This is a genomic window from Paenibacillus sp. FSL L8-0502 (assembly GCF_038593055.1).
In the GTDB taxonomy this organism is placed as follows: Bacteria; Bacillota; Bacilli; order Paenibacillales; family Paenibacillaceae; genus Paenibacillus; species Paenibacillus polymyxa_D.
Genome location: NZ_CP151958.1, coordinates 5,639,449 through 5,654,024, shown reverse-complemented (window position 1 = coordinate 5,654,024; position 14,576 = coordinate 5,639,449). Strand labels below are relative to the sequence as shown.

Sequence of the window (14,576 nt, the reverse complement as noted above, 5' to 3'; positions counted from 1 at the left end):
CTAACTAGGTTTATTCGAAAGGATCGTGCTATTCGGCTTCAACCTTGCCAAGTGCTTTTTTGGCCGGTCCTTCAATGACTTCGCCTTGATATGAAAAGCGAGAGCCATGACAAGGGCAATCCCATGTTCTTTCCGCTTCATTCCACTCGACTTCGCAACCCATATGGGTGCATGTCGTGTCCACTAGGTGCAATGCTCCTTGTGGGTCTCGGTATGCGCCTGCTCTTTTGCCGTTTACCCGGATGACCGACCCTTCGTCGTGTTCCAGTTCTTCGGCTTTTTTGTAGCTGATGTCTAACTTTCCAGCAATCAAATGTTTAGCCACATTTGCATTTTGAGTTACAAATGTTTTAATGTCGGGGTCCATATGAAACCTTGAAGGGGAGAAAAGATCCTGGTAGGGGCTTTCCTCTCTGGTAATCAGATTCGTATTTAATAAGGCTGCCGCTACACTTGTGGTCATCCCCCATTTTCTATAACCCGTAGCAACGAGGATGTTAGAGGTGTTGGATAGTTCCTGCCCAATATAAGGGAGCTTGTCTAGCGTATACAAGTCTTGGGCCGACCAGCGATAAACGATCTCCTTTAATCCAAATGTTTGCTCCGCGAACTTTTGTAAAGCTTCATAGTACTGGAAAGTACAGATTCCTTGTCCCGTTTTGTGACCTTCCCCACCGACGATAACCATTGGTTCTCCGTTTACCATTACGGAGCGAAGTGAACGTTTTGGGGTTTCTGCACTTAGATACATACCACCTGGATAGATTTTATCGGTTTTGACCGCGAGTACATAAGACCGCTCGGCATGCAATCGCGCAAAATAAAGACCGTTGGGATCATTGAATGGAAAATGTGAGGAGGATACGACATGGTTGCAGGTAATTTTCTTTCCGTCGCTGGTTGTAATGATGGCAGGGTTTCCTTTTTCAACATCTACAACGGTGGTTTGCTCATAAATTTCCCCGCCCTGATGGATGACTTGGTTTGCCAAATATCTTAAGAAAGGTACAGGATTAAACTGGGCCTGGTTTTTCATCTTAATAGCTGCTTTAGTTGAAAACGGCAGAGGCGTTTGTTCGACATAACTTCCCGGGATGCCAAGTTGCTCGTAAGCTTTATATTCGTCGTCGATTTTTCCAACGTACGTATCTTCACATGTATAAACGTAGGCATCTTCTTCTGTAAATTGACAATCGATATTAAACTCTTCTACCGTTTGTTTGATAAATTGAAGAGCGTTGTGGTTGGCTTCGTAATAGAGCCGGGTTTTTTCCTTGCCAAAATGGGAAATAAACTCGCTGTAGATCAAATCATGCTGTGCGGTAATTTTGGCGGTAGTATGACCGGTTGTCCCATGAAGTATCCGCCCTGCGTCGACGACGGCGACGTTTAATCCTTTTTTAGAAAGTAAATAAGCAGTGGTAATACCGGTAATCCCCGCACCTACAATGGCAACATCCACCTGAATATCCTCACTAAGTTTGGGGAAGTTAGGGATGTCAGTGGAAGCTAACCAATACGATTCGGGAAATTGCGGAAATGCGATACGAGATTTGCTTTGTGTCATTTTTACAAAAACCCCTTTGAATACAATTTATGTATATTGTTATCATTGTGGGGTTTTATATTCACTAAACGACTCTCTTTAGTATTTTTTTGATACAGGGGGGAGTGATGGAAAGGAAACAAAGCCGTCCTTAACGCGGATCGGCGCGAAAGGAGGCTTTGTGGGTTTAAATATGCAGCTAAGGACGTGGTTTGAAAATGCCGAAAGGACGTCCTACGGGCAGAAATGTTCGGCCAAAATGTGCATTCAGAACGGCAGCTCCTGTACCGTACAGCGAGAGTAGACCAATGCCCATTTCAGCATAAGCGGCGATGGTATGGAACACCTCTGGGGCGATGCCGAATGCATCGAAGCTAAGGCCGAGGAATAGAAAATCAATCAACACGAAAATAAAAAATAGGACCTTGTGCGTCTCCATGGCTCCAATGGTCATGAAGAGCGTGAAGATGAGATAGCCGGCAAAGGCAAAGCCGAGCTGTTTGCCATCTACAGCAGATGCTAGCTCTGAGCCGAATACGCCCATTTTAATCATCCAGCTACTAGCTACGGCTAACCAGAAGAAGGCGTAAGCACCAAATGCCGTCATGCCAAAGGTATTGTTATGCTTTGCATCCTGAATGCAGGCAAACAGCTGTGCAAAGGCACCAAGGAAAATAGCCCAAGGGATAATAAAGCTCAAGCCTTCAGTGAGACCAAGCTTTTGGGATGAAGCTACAAGTGTTACAATAGCCAAGCCAAACAGGCCGATCGCACTCGGATCGGCCGTTATGATTTTTACGTTAGCATGAGATTCATTTTGCATGAAAAAATAGAAGCCTCCAATAATGTTCAAATACGCGTCAATCTGCCGATGCCAGAATCACACTGACATATTGTAACGGAAACCGGCGTGCTCGCATAGTAGGGAATTCATAGATTTCTATCTATTACGGTGCCTGTATTAACGTTATTACGACCATCCTCGATACTGACTGAGGTAAAAGGAATACTTTCAGCTTGCTTTAATCTTGTTTTAAGCTTGACCAGGTACACTCAAGGCAATTTTCCTAGGAAGGATGTATAACAAATGAAGACGAAAAGGGCCGTTTGGATTCCAGCTATGATTGCAGTTACGGTAGCAGTTCTACTCGTCATCTACTATTACTACATGTCATCGCTCTCCGGCGGTGGACCTGGCCCACGGCTATCAGAAGGTGGGTCTACAGGGCCTGTGGGCGTACATCCTCGTGGAGAAGGGCGTGGGGGCAACGGGGAAATATTCAAGACTTTGGGTACGATTTCCGTATTTCTTGGTGCGGCCGCTTTCTCTTGGTTCTGGTTTAAGAAGAAGCTAAGATCGCCATCAATGTTGGTTAGAAGAGCCGGGCGGTTGTTACATTCCCTCCATAAACTTCTGGGTTGGGCGACCTTGATCCTGATTGCCGCTCATGGTATTTATTTTTTGATAACCAAGCTTCAAGATAACAAAACCTATACCGGGATTGCGGGATTTGTCATTCTGCTGGCGATCGCCGGGTATGGCTTCTTCATTAACAAAGTTCGTAACAAGTGGATGCGGACCGTACATCGTTTGCTCGGATTGCTTTGGGTTCCCGTGTTGCTGCTACATGCTGGCGGATCGGCGATTATGGCGGTCATCGCCAGCCTTGCAGTGGGGGTACTTGTCTGGGTACTGGAAAGAATCGTTGAGAAAACGACGAAGCCTGTTCCAGGGGACACTCCCTGATTATCTTGAATGGTGTTACCGCAGGATTTGTGATAATATTTACACCTATATAGAATGAGGAAGTGACATAGTGATTAATATAACAATTCCAACTCCGGATATCACGATTACCAAACAGGTTAACCCTGAGCTCAGCCATATTTACGGGTTTACCGACTTTCACCTGATCCCTAGAGATAAGGCGGGTATCTTTATGTTTTACAATGCGCAGGAGGAACTGCTGTTCGTTGGTAAAGCAAGAAAGCTAAGACCAAGAATCAAAAAGCATTTTGAAGATAACGTATCGCCGATCAAGGACAAGCGGAATGAGGTTGCGATTATCGAGGTTTGTATTGTAGAAGATGCGGTAGAGCGAGAAATTTATGAAACCTACATTATCAATTCACAAAAGGCTAAATATAACGTTGAAAAAGTATTTTTTAAGTAATGGAGTAACTTCCGTATGAAAAAAAGAGCAATAAGTCGCAGTGACTGTACTGCCCTTATTGCTTTTTTGTATTTCTGCATTTTAGATCCTTCCAGAGAGGGGCCATGGTATGAACAAAACAGATCGTTTGCTAGCGATCTTGCTAGAGTTGCAGCGTAAGGATATTTTACGAGCTGAGGATTTGGCAGCTATATTCGAAACGAGTGTGAGAACCATCTATCGGGATATTCAGGCTCTAAGCGAATCGGGCGTACCGATTGTAGGAGCACCGGGCATTGGATATTCCTTGATGGAGGGGTATTTCCTGCCCCCAGTGAGCTTTACCGCAGAAGAGGCTGTGGCGTTGCTAATCGGGACGGATTTTATCGAACAAAAATTTGATACAGACTACGGTATCAAGGCGCAAACCTCCCGCAGGAAAATTGAAGCCATTTTACCAGAGAGCGTCCGCAGGGAAGTTTCCCGGGTGCGTACAACCATGAGATTACTCGCTGTGGGTGAAGGGGCAAACCATAGAGAGAAAACCTACTTGGAAACGCTGCGTCTTGCTGTATTGGAAAAACGAATGGTACGGTTTGGTTACTCCAAAAGAATGCCAGAGGCTGACGGGAATCGTCAAAGTGTGCGTGTGGTCGCTCCCTATGGTCTGGTATTGCTTCGTGGTTCGTGGGTATTAATCGGGCAATGTGAATTGCGGCAGCAGCTTCGCCATTTCCGTCTGTCACGTATGGACGAGCTTATGGTACTGGAGGACAGGTTTCATTTGCCTGTCGATTTTCATTTGCAGGATTATAAGCAAACCGATGACCGTCATGTGACTGTTCGCATACTAGCACGCTCCGATATCGCAGATAAGGTGAAGGAAGCGAACAACTTTTATATGGAGGCTATAGAGGAGCGTGCAGATGGATTGCATATACTTTTCCGCGTTAGACAGCCGGAGGAATTACTGCAATGGATACTTGGATGGGGCGCGGATATGGTTGTGCTGGAGCCTGAGTCGCTCCGGGAGCGGATACGTGCGGAAGTGGAAAAAATGTTGAAATGCTACTGACATAATGCTGTCAGTAGCATTTTTGTATAGTAAAGCTACTTTAATAGAGAGGGGCAGTCACTAATATATGAATACAACCGAAACATTGCAGCGTTTTGAAGAAACGGCACAACACTATCTTCTTGAATTGGACAGCTTTAGCTTGGAGCAATTGCAGTACACACCGCAGGAGGACCAATGGTCGCTTGGACAAATGTATCTTCATTTGGTGAACTCTGCTCTGTATATGCACCTGAAGAACATTGATGTTTGTCTACAGCCTAATGGGGAGACAGGGGTTAAAACGGAGGCGGGTACGGCCGTTTTTAATCTAGGAGGGTTTCCGCCCATACGTATCCAAGTTCCACCATCTCCGCAGTATACTCCCCCACAACCGACGAGCAAAGAAGAAATTGTGGAGGGTTTAAATGCTGTGATCCGTAAAATGAGAGAGATTGAGCCGATCGTTGGGAAATCAACAGGGCTTTCTACCGTCTCTCATCCCAGATTCGGCGCGTTGAATGCTGGAGAGTGGTTTTCGCTCATCGAGATGCATTATCGTCATCATCTTTTGCAGAAGGAGCGCTTGAAGCACGCAATAGCCGATTAATCGTCTCCCGGCGTAGCCCGATAAACTGGCCGATTTCCTCCTGCGTCAGCACGTCCGTTAACGTGGCGGGTGCGATGTAGGAGTGGAACCAGCGTTGAAGCTTCCGAAGCTTTTCGGCAGGTGACACCTCGGTGAGCTGGTCAATTCGTTGCTGCATCATGCGCAACTTATCCTGTAGCTGTAAAGCGATAGCCCGACATTGAGTCGGGTCTTGCTCCAGCGCCTGATACCATTCTTTTTGTGACAGAACCTCAACCTCAGAGGTTACCAGCGCGACTGCTGTACCATAATAAGGATTGGGGCTGATCAGGGAGTGGTGCGGGATGATTTCATCGGGCACAATCACATTAACTAAAATTTGCGAGCCGTCTTCATGGACTCGGACAATTTTTAACAAGCCGCTCTTGAGGTGATATAAAGGGCCAGATTCTCCTTGTCGAAATAAGGTCTCACCTTTGTGTAACATCATGAACGTAATAACCTCCATTCCATGTATTCCAGCTTTTTAGATGAACCCGCCATTGACGCGGATTGTCTGCCCGGTAACCCACTGTGATTTGGCGCTGACCAGAAACTCAATCACATCAGCGATATCTTCCGGTTCGCCGAGCCGACCCATAGCATTCATTTTTTTCATGCCTTCGATTTGCTGCTCGGTTTTTCCAGCTTGGAAAAGCTCGGTGTTCACAGGACCGGGAGCCACGGCGTTGATCGTAATTTGTTTGCTTCCGAATTCCTTGGCTAGCTGACGGGTAAATTGCTCCACTGCGCCCTTGGTACCTGCGTATACGCTATAGGTCGGGAACATTTGTCCGATCACGGATGTGGACAGGTTCACGATTCTTCCGTAGTTCTCCATATATTTCATGGCTTGCTGACAGGCAAAGAAGGTGCCCTTTACATTCAGTGCGAATTGTTTGTCAAAGTCAGCTTCGGTTACCTCAGCCAGAGGTTGGGTGATCATCAGCCCAGCGTTGTTAACCAGAATATCCACTTTACCGAATTCAGCAATCGTATTTGTAAATAATGCTTCAATATCACTCATTTTGCCCAGATCAGCGTGAAGTGCTATGGCTTTGCCGCCTTTTTGAATAATCCTCTCCACGACTTTTTGAGCTTTGTCCGGACTGCTGGCATAATTGATGACTACATTAGCGCCCAGATCAGCCAGTTGCTCGGCAATGGCACGTCCAATTCCTCTAGAGGACCCGGTGATAATTGCTGTTTTTCCGTCCAAATGCTTCATATGTGTTTGGACCTTCCTTCCATATCTATTTTAAGTGATTCCTTTTTCTAAAAGCATCCACACATCCGAAAACTCCCGATTAATCACGGGATTCTTCCATTCGTAAGCATGAGCGGGATGATGAAAACGGGCTGTGGCATAGAAAAGGGTACGCGCCAGTTGGGCTGGCTGATCCGATGTGATGTCTCCGCGTATAATGATATCAGCGAGCTGATCCACAATGTGGGCGATATGCTGGTCGATTAAATCAGCCGCTTGCTCGGTGACCCTCGTATACATCTCAAACATTTCCTCGTCGTCGCGGGCATAATACTGCTTAAGTTCGACCAAGGTCTGTATATATCGTTTTAAATGTGGCGTTCCCAGTATAGATGAATTCTGACAGACCTCCGTTAACGGGCCGATAATCTTTTCATTCAGCCATTTTTCGGTCACACCTTCAAGAAGCTCGGCTTTACTTTTAAAGTGTCGGTAAATGGTACCATGACTTACTCCCAATACTTTGGCAACATCGGTCACGGAGGTTTTGGCTATACCAAAACGCCTAAGTGTGTCTTCTGTAGCGATAAGAATCTGTTCCTTGGTTAGCACATCTGAGGATTTTTCCATAGGGACACGGTCAAGTGCCGTGTGAGTCACCTCCTTAAAGTCAGGATAACATAAAGGGTATCAAATGACAAATATACGTTTTTGTCATTTGATACCCTTTTTTTAAAGAATCCAAAGAAGTGAACAGAAATACTACAATAACGATTCGATGACGGGATCAATGGCCCAGGGCTCCGTTGTTACTTCAAATCTCCCTTGCACATGGCCATCGCGATCGACCAAGAATTTAGAAAAATTCCACTTGATACCGTCGCCAGCGTATATATCCGGATACTTATCCCGCAGGAAATCCTCCATCCATTGACCGTCTTTGGTCTGGATATCGAAGCCTTGAAACGGTGCCTGTTGGGTCAGATATTGAAATAAAGGATGAAGAGATAAGCCTCTTACATCCGTCTTCTCAAATAGTGGGAAGGTTACTCCATGGTTAATTTGGCAAATTCCCTGAACCTCCGAATTGCTACCCGGCTCTTTTTTATTGAATTGGTTACAAGGAAATGCAAGGATTTCAAAACCTTGTTCCCTCCGTTTTTCGTAGAGCTTTTGCAGATCAGTGAATTGACTGGAGAAGCTACACATGCTGGCAGTGTTTACAATAAGGAGAATCTTACCTCTATAGTCTGAGAGTTCAATCGGTTCCCCATTAATTGAGGTTGCTTGAAAATCATAAATAGACATGTTAACGTTCCTCCTCACGTTATTTTTTAATACATCATATATCCAGAATTGTTATTGGTCTAATATATTATTGGAATCAACCTTATAGGTATTTGCAATAATCTTGTCATGTAAAGACACATTGTCCATCTCTCTCTTGAAACCAAAGAAGACTCGACTTGAGAAAGTGGGAGATTTGCCTCTTCATAGCAAACTGTGGCATTCGCCGTTACCAAGATAGAATATAGATGCATATTCATGTAGTGTGTGCAAAAACCCAACAGAATCGAGGGATATTCGTGCCCATTGGAAAGATGATTCAATACAAGGAAATGCGACAACATCCCATTTTACGTTCTCACTTGCCCGAAACCCGCTGGATCAGTAATGCAAGGACTTTACGGATGCTGGATACCTATCGCACAGTCTTCATCAAGCCTAATTATGGGAGTGGAGGGACTGGCATCATACGTGCGAAAAAGCTGGGGAGGAAATATGAGGTTCGTTGTGGCTCCAGTCGCAGAATCGTTAGATCTCACGCCGTAAGAAGAGCAGTTAGAACCTATCGAAGACCTCATCGCCGTTATTTGGTACAGCAAGGACTTAAGTTAGCCAAGTACAAAGGTTCGATTTTTGATGCCAGAGTGTATATGCAGAAGCCGGAATCGGAATGGGTCATTTCAGGAATAACCGGCCGTGTCGCTGCACCTCGAAAAGTCGTTACCAACTATCGGAAGGGAGGACATGCGGCGCCGTTGTCCAAAGTGCTTTTAAGGGTCTTTAAAAATGACAGAACAAAAATGAAAGAGATTCTGGACCAGGTCACCGAGCTTTCTAGAATCATTGCCGACACGATAGATAAAAATCATCCGGTTCGCGAGTTGGGCATCGATCTTGCTATTGAGAAGAGCGGCCAAATTTGGATTATCGAGGCCAATCCGCATCCCGGACATATGTTGTTCAGGCAGCTCCCCAATCACAAGATGATTCGCAACATCTTGAGAAACAAACGTCGTATACATCATTAGGATAAAGTTTGTGAAATCATTCATGGATAAGAAAAGGAGGAGAACGCCCAAGCCAAGGTGCGGGAGCGTTCTCCGTTTTTTTTGGTAAATGACTGACAGATTTAGGACGAAGCTTTTATGTTAAAATGTGTCCGCCATCCACATGAAGGACTGTTCCGGTCACAAACTGATTTTGAATCAAATAAAGTACGCCTCGTGCAACATCCTCCGCAAGTCCAACTCGCTTCACAGGGAGCTTATGCGCGACCGTATCATAGAATTGATTGCGTGTATTTTCAGGCATTTTGCTACGGGAAGGTGTGTCAATAATGCCGGGTGAGACGACATTCACGCGGATGGGAGCAAGCTCTAACGCCAAGGTTTGACCAAGATTCGCAACGGCTGCATTCACAGCACCGAGCGCAGAGGAGCCGATCATCGGCTTGTAAGCCACCACTCCTGAAAATAAGGTAATGGAACCCTCGGCTGAGAGTTGGGAAGCCCCGTATTTAGCTGCATAATACTGTCCCCAAAATTTGTTTTCGAATAGCTTGCGGGCTTGATCTGTCTCCGACTGAAGGAATGACCCACCTGATGTTTCTGCCGCGCTAACGATAAGATGATCATAGGGGCCGACTTTTTTGAAGAAAGATTTTACCTGCTGCTCATCTGACGTGTCCAGCACATGTATTACAGCACGAGGGCCCAGCATTTCCTTGGCCTTGTGCAATTTATCCTCCGACCGGCTGGCGATTACCACTTCCGCTCCAAGCGAAATGACTTGCTTAGCTGTTTCTAAACCAATACCTGAGCTTCCACCAATAATGACAATCTTTTGGTTTTGCAAATGGATTCCCTCCTAGTATTCATCTGGATTTGTTAATCATGTAATACGGCTTGTAGATGTGTATCAAGATCAGCAATAAATTTAGGTATATTTGGATTTTTAATAACATCGTAGCATGCAAAGCTTTTCAAGGGCTTCATACCGAGAAATGTATGCGCAGAATGCAAATGACGGAGTGCAGCTTCTAGACTAGCCCCATTAAAAAATTGAGTTGGATCATTAAAGGCTTTTTCCGGAGCATTCCAAGTTGTGGAGAACATATATTTCTTGTCGGTTAATAAACCTCCGCTCCCATATTCATGAGCACCCGTGAAGAATACACCGTAAGCATAGACTTCATCCATATAAGTCTTTAATAATCCAGGAACGCTGAACCAGTAGATGGGGGTTTGGTAAATGACTACATCCGCCCATAAAAATTTTTCTTGTTCTTCGCTGAGGGTATAGCCGTCTTGAACAGACGTTATTTTGATTTTGTTCTCTTCACTTAAGAGACGCACCATATTGTCTATCAATGTTTGGTTCAATTTCCCTTCAGACGAATCATATTTTTGATGACCGTTAATGATTAGTATATTTTTCATCTCTTCACCTCCTTGTATTAGAGAAAACGTTAGTTGCTACAGCGATATTGTATATGTAGTAAGTTTATTTAGGGAAGTAGTGATATTTAATTCATATAGTTTCCCTAAAGGAACTATTGTGATATCATTGGATTTAACAGATAATTTTTGGGGGAGTTCCTATGCACGACCAAGAACCTATTGAATTGACCAAAGGAATACCCGGCAAGCCGTGCCCTATTGCCCAAACACTTGATTTGATCGGAACGAAATGGACTTTTTTAATCATCCGTGACCTGCTTATCGAAGGAACACTGAGATTCAGCCAACTTCAGAAGTCCATGAAGGGGATTAGTCCCAAAACGCTTTCCCTACGCCTGAAAGAGCTTGAAGATAACGGTCTGTTAGAGAGAAAGGTATATGCCGAGGTTCCCCCGCGTGTTGAATATTCGTTAACGGAAAAAGGGAAGCGACTTGAAGGTGTTTTTATTGAGCTGAAGAGATTTGGCTTAGATTTAAAAGCAGATCATTGAGGGATATGAACTGCAACATTCCAAGGTATCGTTGAGCTGAACGATGCCTATTTCTTATATTCTAAAAAAGAAAACGTTTGCCAAAAAGTTCACAGAAAGTTCACTTATGTGGAGGTTTCGACTATTTATATAATTACCAAGGTACACAGAAGGGATGATGGAATTGCCAACGACGAAGAAAGAAGATTTTTACTTTGGTTTCATGATGTGCTTGGGGATGGTCGTATTCATGACATTTTATAATCTATATACAAATGACTTGATTGGCACAATCTCTCTAAAATTAATGGTTTTTCAATTTATTTTATGTTTTATCATTGCTTTCGTATTGGAACTATTTATTGTCGGTCCATTAGCAAAGAAAATAGCCTTCTCATTACCATACGATAAATCCAAAAAGGTATTTGTGATTCTGTCCCTTTCATGCTGTATGGTCATTGGAATGGTTCTCTGTATGTCACTTTATGGATTGGGGACAGCTTACTTTTTTAATGGTCTTTCGGGAGATTCATTATTTAAAAATTACTTATCTTTAGTTTTTAAGAATTTTATTTTTGCTTTCCCTCTGCAGCTCTTAATTGTAGGGCCGCTTGTTCGGTACTTATTTGCTAAATTCGTGAAAGGTACACGAATTGCGGTATCTTTAAGCTAAAACGTAGTTTAACGACGGTATACGATAGCTCAAAAGCCGCCTTCTGTCTGAGAAGGCGGCTTGTTTTTACTCAGAAGTCCCAATATCTTTACAGTGTTTGTCCGCTGTCTACCGTAATAATCTGGCCTGTCATGGCTTCCTGTTCCAAAGCAGAGCAGATCATGCTGGCGATATCTTCGGGCGTGGAAATGCGCTGTAGGAGTAAATGAGGAGCCAATGTTTTCATTTGCTCTTCCCTGCCTGACCACCATCTTGTCGCTACAGCTCCCGGCACGATGCAATTGACGCGAATATCCGGCGCAAGTGCCCGTGCTAAAGATTTGGTCAGCCCGTGGACGGCCGCTTTGGATACCGCATAGGGAAGCGAAGAACCTAGCCCTGTTTGCCCTGCTATACTTCCCAGATTGACGATAGCTCCTTGTTTACTACGCTTCATAAAAGGAGCTACGGCTCTGGCACAGTAAAACATGCCTTTTACATTTACATCAAATAGATCATCCCATACCTCTTCCGTGGCTGCCTCCAGATCATCCATCGGAATGTGATGTGTAATGCTAGCGTTATTCACGAGTATATTAATCGTACCGAATTGCTGGACAATCTGGTCAACCATAGTTCGAACTTCCTGATCTCGGGAAACATCTGCCTGTAATGCGATAGCACGTCCGCCCTTTTCAAGGATCATACGTACAGTTTCCTCTGCATCGTTTTTAGAGCGGGAATAGTTTACGACTACCGTAGCTTTTCGATCTGCCAAGGCCATACACACGGCTCTCCCAATTCCTGTACCTCCACCTGTAACCAATGCTACTTTTTGATGTAAATCCATGTAAATTCGCTCCTTCTCCATCCAGTTCATTTGCGTCTGAAAAATAATACGATCTGATATGTATCATTGTAGAGGAGGTATTGTATTCTGTATAATTGAATTAAATGAATTTATAATTCAATAAAATTGAATCAATTGTTTATACAGGAGTCTGATAATGGACATTAAAACACTCAAAACATTTCAAATGATTGTGAATTACGGAAGTTTTATGCGTGCAGCGGAAGAGTTGAATTATGCACAATCTACCGTGACGATGCAAATACAGAAGCTGGAGTCCGATATGGGAATTCAACTGATCGAACGGGGCAAGAAAATAAAGTTAACTGAAGCGGGCAGGATGTTTTACGAGCAAAGTCTACATATTGTAAAGGATATGGAGCAATTGCAGGAAAATATGGACAATCTGCAAAGAGGGACCGCAGGCGACATTCGTATAGGAGTGACCGAACCGACTGCCAGTTATCGACTACCAGGAATTTTAAAACGTTTCTTAACCCATTATCCGAACATTCGGGTTTCTGTTGAGTTTGGAAATACCCCTACCTTAAGCGAGCGTATTCTCAAGGGGGATATTGACTTAGCGCTGTGTTCCACACCAGATTTGGGCACAGAGCTATATTTTGAGCCTTTATTTAGGGAGAAATTTGTAGTTTTAATGCCTGAAAATCACCCGCTTGCGGAAAAAGAAAACATTGGGCCGGAGGATTTACAGGGGCAGCGGTTGCTTATTACGTCGGCTACTTGTCCCTATCGTCGCAAACTTGAAATGGTCATGAAGGAATATGGAATAACCACGTTAAATACGATGGAAATTGGCAGCATGACGGCTCTGAAATTTTATGTGGAAAGCGATTTAGGGATTGCACTTGTGCCACAACTTCTGGTCAGTTCTGTCCCGGCAGGAACAGCGGTGAGGGAATTAAGCGGTAGCATGATCGATATGACCTTCGGACTTCTCTGCAAAGCAACAGACTATCCGCTAAAGCCGGCAGGTTCAAGGCTATATTCTGTGTTGAAGCAGGAGCTTGGGGGATTGCATGCGACCATTAAGCTAGAGTAACGAGTATTAGGGAATTGTGTTTTCTGTCACCATATGATGTAAATGCAGTACAGCAGAAAACCGACTGCCGTGGGCAATCGGTTCATTGGTTTACTTTTTATTAATCGGAACCCATACCTCGCACCGGTAGTCTTCAGCATGTGAATCTCCCATAGTATACACTTCCAGTTCCGGGCCGCCTGAATGCTCATAATTGCTGGCAGGGAACCATTCCTGAAAAATTCTTTGCCATACCTTTTGGATCGAGTGAGGCATAGGGCCGATGGATGTAAACACTGCCCAGGTTGAAGCCGGAATGGTTCTGGATTCCAGCCCATTCGCGGTCGCTACTTCTTCGCTGCCTTCTGCGGCGATTAAGTACGTGAATTTTTCTTCCCCATGCTTGAAATCCAAACAAATACCGAGTATATCGTCGCCTATTCCCAAGGCATGAATCCGATCCGATGTACCATCCGCATTCAGTTCGTTCCAGAATTTTGGGATTTCTCGAAGATTATCGCCGTTCTTAGTGGTGACTTGAATGGACTTGCCAATGACCGTAAAGGCCGCTTTCTCTACAATTTTGTAATCCATTTCCTGATCTCCCTTCAACGATAGATGGAAGGTGATGCGTGGAAAGGCTTTCAGGTTCACCCCAGGGCTTCTGGCCTCAGAGGGAGAAATACCGTGTACCTTTCGGAACGCTTTAGAAAAAGATTCGGGGGAATCATATCCGTATTTGAACGCTACATCCAGCACCTTGGCGGAAGAAAGACTCAATTCCTGAGCAGCCAAGGTCAATCGACGTTTGCGCACATATTCTGCTACCGTGACGCCAGTTAGCATATGAAACATACGCTGAAAATGAAAAGGAGACGAATAGGCTGCCTTTGCAATTTCATCGATATCGAGTGGCTGCTGCATTCTCTCTTCCATCAGATCCAGTGCGTTCTTGATCCGAAGCAACCATTCCAACCGCATCACCTCCTTGGTTGTAATCATATCATTAGGAGTATCTGTAATCCTGTCTTTGCGTGCTCTTATTGAACAGGAAAAACAATGTGCCTGCCCCCTTGTGTTCATAATTAAAATTTGGGACAATGAAAGAGGCGTTTAAATAGCGCAGACTGCTTAAACATGCTATGATGCAATGATCGTTGAGACGAGTCGTGATGGCTAGGGTTTATATATAGAAATACGAATTTGATTGTTTTGAAAAGAGGATCGA

At 44.4% G+C, this 14,576-nt stretch carries 18 protein-coding genes; 8 read left to right on the top strand and 10 right to left on the bottom strand.

The genetic code is table 11. The features are described 5' to 3' along the window. Positions 1–28 precede the first annotated feature (28 nt). Positions 29–1,567 (bottom strand): FAD-dependent oxidoreductase, encoded by a 1,539-nt coding sequence (locus NSQ57_RS24775; RefSeq protein WP_342425446.1) that lies wholly within the window; start codon positions 1,565–1,567, stop codon positions 29–31. 178 nt (positions 1,568–1,745) lie between these two features. Then, on the bottom strand, positions 1,746–2,369 hold the full coding sequence (locus NSQ57_RS24770; protein WP_029518839.1) for a GPR1/FUN34/YaaH family transporter: 624 nt from the start codon (positions 2,367–2,369) through the stop codon (positions 1,746–1,748). 264 nt (positions 2,370–2,633) lie between these two features. Between NSQ57_RS24770 and NSQ57_RS24765 the strand changes: the two genes are divergently transcribed. From NSQ57_RS24765 to NSQ57_RS24750, 4 genes are all read left to right on the top strand, one after another. Then, positions 2,634–3,293 (top strand): hypothetical protein, encoded by a 660-nt coding sequence (locus NSQ57_RS24765; protein WP_029518838.1) that lies wholly within the window; start codon positions 2,634–2,636, stop codon positions 3,291–3,293. A 70-nt stretch (positions 3,294–3,363) separates the two neighbouring features. Then, entirely contained in the window at positions 3,364–3,720 is a 357-nt protein-coding gene (locus NSQ57_RS24760) for a nucleotide excision repair endonuclease (protein WP_069012290.1), read from the top strand. A gap of 109 nt (positions 3,721–3,829) precedes the next feature. Beyond that, positions 3,830–4,774: a YafY family protein gene (locus tag NSQ57_RS24755; RefSeq protein WP_029518836.1), complete on the top strand. Its 945-nt coding sequence runs from the start codon at positions 3,830–3,832 to the stop codon at positions 4,772–4,774. Between the two features lie 67 nt (positions 4,775–4,841). Further along, the gene (locus NSQ57_RS24750) at positions 4,842–5,363 is read left to right on the top strand and encodes a DinB family protein (RefSeq protein WP_080658672.1); all 522 of its coding nucleotides are present in this window, start codon (positions 4,842–4,844) and stop codon (positions 5,361–5,363) included. On the opposite strand, the gene NSQ57_RS24745 is transcribed toward NSQ57_RS24750, so the two are convergent. The 4 genes from NSQ57_RS24745 to NSQ57_RS24730 form a co-directional block, all read right to left on the bottom strand. Beyond that, a complete protein-coding gene (locus NSQ57_RS24745; protein WP_029518835.1) occupies positions 5,296–5,832 on the bottom strand; it encodes a Crp/Fnr family transcriptional regulator in 537 nt (178 codons plus the stop codon). The genes NSQ57_RS24750 and NSQ57_RS24745 overlap by 68 nt on opposite strands. A gap of 36 nt (positions 5,833–5,868) precedes the next feature. After that, a complete protein-coding gene (locus NSQ57_RS24740; RefSeq protein WP_029518834.1) occupies positions 5,869–6,609 on the bottom strand; it encodes an SDR family oxidoreductase in 741 nt (246 codons plus the stop codon). A gap of 30 nt (positions 6,610–6,639) precedes the next feature. Next, a complete protein-coding gene (locus NSQ57_RS24735) occupies positions 6,640–7,218 on the bottom strand; it encodes a TetR family transcriptional regulator (protein ID WP_029518833.1) in 579 nt (192 codons plus the stop codon). Positions 7,219–7,350: 132 nt separating this feature from the next. Continuing rightward, positions 7,351–7,896, bottom strand: coding sequence for a glutathione peroxidase (locus tag NSQ57_RS24730; RefSeq protein ID WP_165145594.1), 546 nt, complete (start codon positions 7,894–7,896; stop codon positions 7,351–7,353). A gap of 278 nt (positions 7,897–8,174) precedes the next feature. On the opposite strand from NSQ57_RS24730, the gene NSQ57_RS24725 reads away from it, so the two are divergent. After that, a complete protein-coding gene (locus NSQ57_RS24725) occupies positions 8,175–8,903 on the top strand; it encodes a YheC/YheD family protein (RefSeq protein WP_029518831.1) in 729 nt (242 codons plus the stop codon). Between the two features lie 115 nt (positions 8,904–9,018). Here NSQ57_RS24725 and NSQ57_RS24720 read toward each other — a convergent pair whose 3' ends face one another. Continuing rightward, the gene (locus NSQ57_RS24720) at positions 9,019–9,729 is read right to left on the bottom strand and encodes an SDR family oxidoreductase (RefSeq protein WP_342425445.1); all 711 of its coding nucleotides are present in this window, start codon (positions 9,727–9,729) and stop codon (positions 9,019–9,021) included. A gap of 32 nt (positions 9,730–9,761) precedes the next feature. Continuing rightward, positions 9,762–10,313, bottom strand: a complete 552-nt coding sequence (locus NSQ57_RS24715) for an NAD(P)H-dependent oxidoreductase (protein ID WP_165145600.1) — start codon at positions 10,311–10,313, stop codon at positions 9,762–9,764. A 161-nt stretch (positions 10,314–10,474) separates the two neighbouring features. Here NSQ57_RS24715 and NSQ57_RS24710 point away from each other — a divergent pair, with 161 nt between their 5' ends. Together NSQ57_RS24710 and NSQ57_RS24705 are read left to right on the top strand one after the other, a co-directional pair. Beyond that, a complete protein-coding gene (locus NSQ57_RS24710; protein ID WP_029518827.1) occupies positions 10,475–10,825 on the top strand; it encodes a helix-turn-helix domain-containing protein in 351 nt (116 codons plus the stop codon). A 163-nt stretch (positions 10,826–10,988) separates the two neighbouring features. Further along, entirely contained in the window at positions 10,989–11,477 is a 489-nt protein-coding gene (locus tag NSQ57_RS24705) for a hypothetical protein (RefSeq protein ID WP_340957441.1), read from the top strand. A gap of 88 nt (positions 11,478–11,565) precedes the next feature. Here NSQ57_RS24705 and NSQ57_RS24700 read toward each other — a convergent pair whose 3' ends face one another. Beyond that, a complete protein-coding gene (locus NSQ57_RS24700; RefSeq protein WP_029518825.1) occupies positions 11,566–12,306 on the bottom strand; it encodes an SDR family NAD(P)-dependent oxidoreductase in 741 nt (246 codons plus the stop codon). A 157-nt stretch (positions 12,307–12,463) separates the two neighbouring features. Here NSQ57_RS24700 and NSQ57_RS24695 point away from each other — a divergent pair, with 157 nt between their 5' ends. Then, on the top strand, positions 12,464–13,369 hold the full coding sequence (locus tag NSQ57_RS24695) for a LysR family transcriptional regulator (RefSeq protein ID WP_340957439.1): 906 nt from the start codon (positions 12,464–12,466) through the stop codon (positions 13,367–13,369). A 90-nt stretch (positions 13,370–13,459) separates the two neighbouring features. Here the strand turns inward: NSQ57_RS24695 and NSQ57_RS24690 are convergent, their stop codons facing one another. Further along, entirely contained in the window at positions 13,460–14,329 is an 870-nt protein-coding gene (locus tag NSQ57_RS24690) for a GyrI-like domain-containing protein (protein WP_340957437.1), read from the bottom strand. Positions 14,330–14,576 lie beyond the last annotated feature (247 nt).

Excerpts from the sequence above, each read along its gene's own strand:
- NSQ57_RS24695 (WP_340957439.1), top strand. The coding sequence starts at position 12,464 with ATGGACATTAAAACACTCAAAACATTTCAAATGATTGTGAATTACGGA.
- NSQ57_RS24775 (WP_342425446.1), bottom strand. The coding sequence starts at position 1,567 with ATGACACAAAGCAAATCTCGTATCGCATTTCCGCAATTTCCCGAATCG.
- NSQ57_RS24710 (WP_029518827.1), top strand. The coding sequence starts at position 10,475 with ATGCACGACCAAGAACCTATTGAATTGACCAAAGGAATACCCGGCAAG.
- NSQ57_RS24700 (WP_029518825.1), bottom strand. The coding sequence starts at position 12,306 with ATGGATTTACATCAAAAAGTAGCATTGGTTACAGGTGGAGGTACAGGA.
- NSQ57_RS24745 (WP_029518835.1), bottom strand. The coding sequence starts at position 5,832 with ATGATGTTACACAAAGGTGAGACCTTATTTCGACAAGGAGAATCTGGC.
- NSQ57_RS24715 (WP_165145600.1), bottom strand. The coding sequence starts at position 10,313 with ATGAAAAATATACTAATCATTAACGGTCATCAAAAATATGATTCGTCT.
- NSQ57_RS24740 (WP_029518834.1), bottom strand. The coding sequence starts at position 6,609 with ATGAAGCATTTGGACGGAAAAACAGCAATTATCACCGGGTCCTCTAGA.
- NSQ57_RS24735 (WP_029518833.1), bottom strand. The coding sequence starts at position 7,218 with ATGGAAAAATCCTCAGATGTGCTAACCAAGGAACAGATTCTTATCGCT.
- NSQ57_RS24755 (WP_029518836.1), top strand. The coding sequence starts at position 3,830 with ATGAACAAAACAGATCGTTTGCTAGCGATCTTGCTAGAGTTGCAGCGT.
- NSQ57_RS24750 (WP_080658672.1), top strand. The coding sequence starts at position 4,842 with ATGAATACAACCGAAACATTGCAGCGTTTTGAAGAAACGGCACAACAC.
- NSQ57_RS24730 (WP_165145594.1), bottom strand. The coding sequence starts at position 7,896 with ATGTCTATTTATGATTTTCAAGCAACCTCAATTAATGGGGAACCGATT.
- NSQ57_RS24770 (WP_029518839.1), bottom strand. The coding sequence starts at position 2,369 with ATGCAAAATGAATCTCATGCTAACGTAAAAATCATAACGGCCGATCCG.
- NSQ57_RS24690 (WP_340957437.1), bottom strand. The coding sequence starts at position 14,329 with ATGCGGTTGGAATGGTTGCTTCGGATCAAGAACGCACTGGATCTGATG.
- NSQ57_RS24765 (WP_029518838.1), top strand. The coding sequence starts at position 2,634 with ATGAAGACGAAAAGGGCCGTTTGGATTCCAGCTATGATTGCAGTTACG.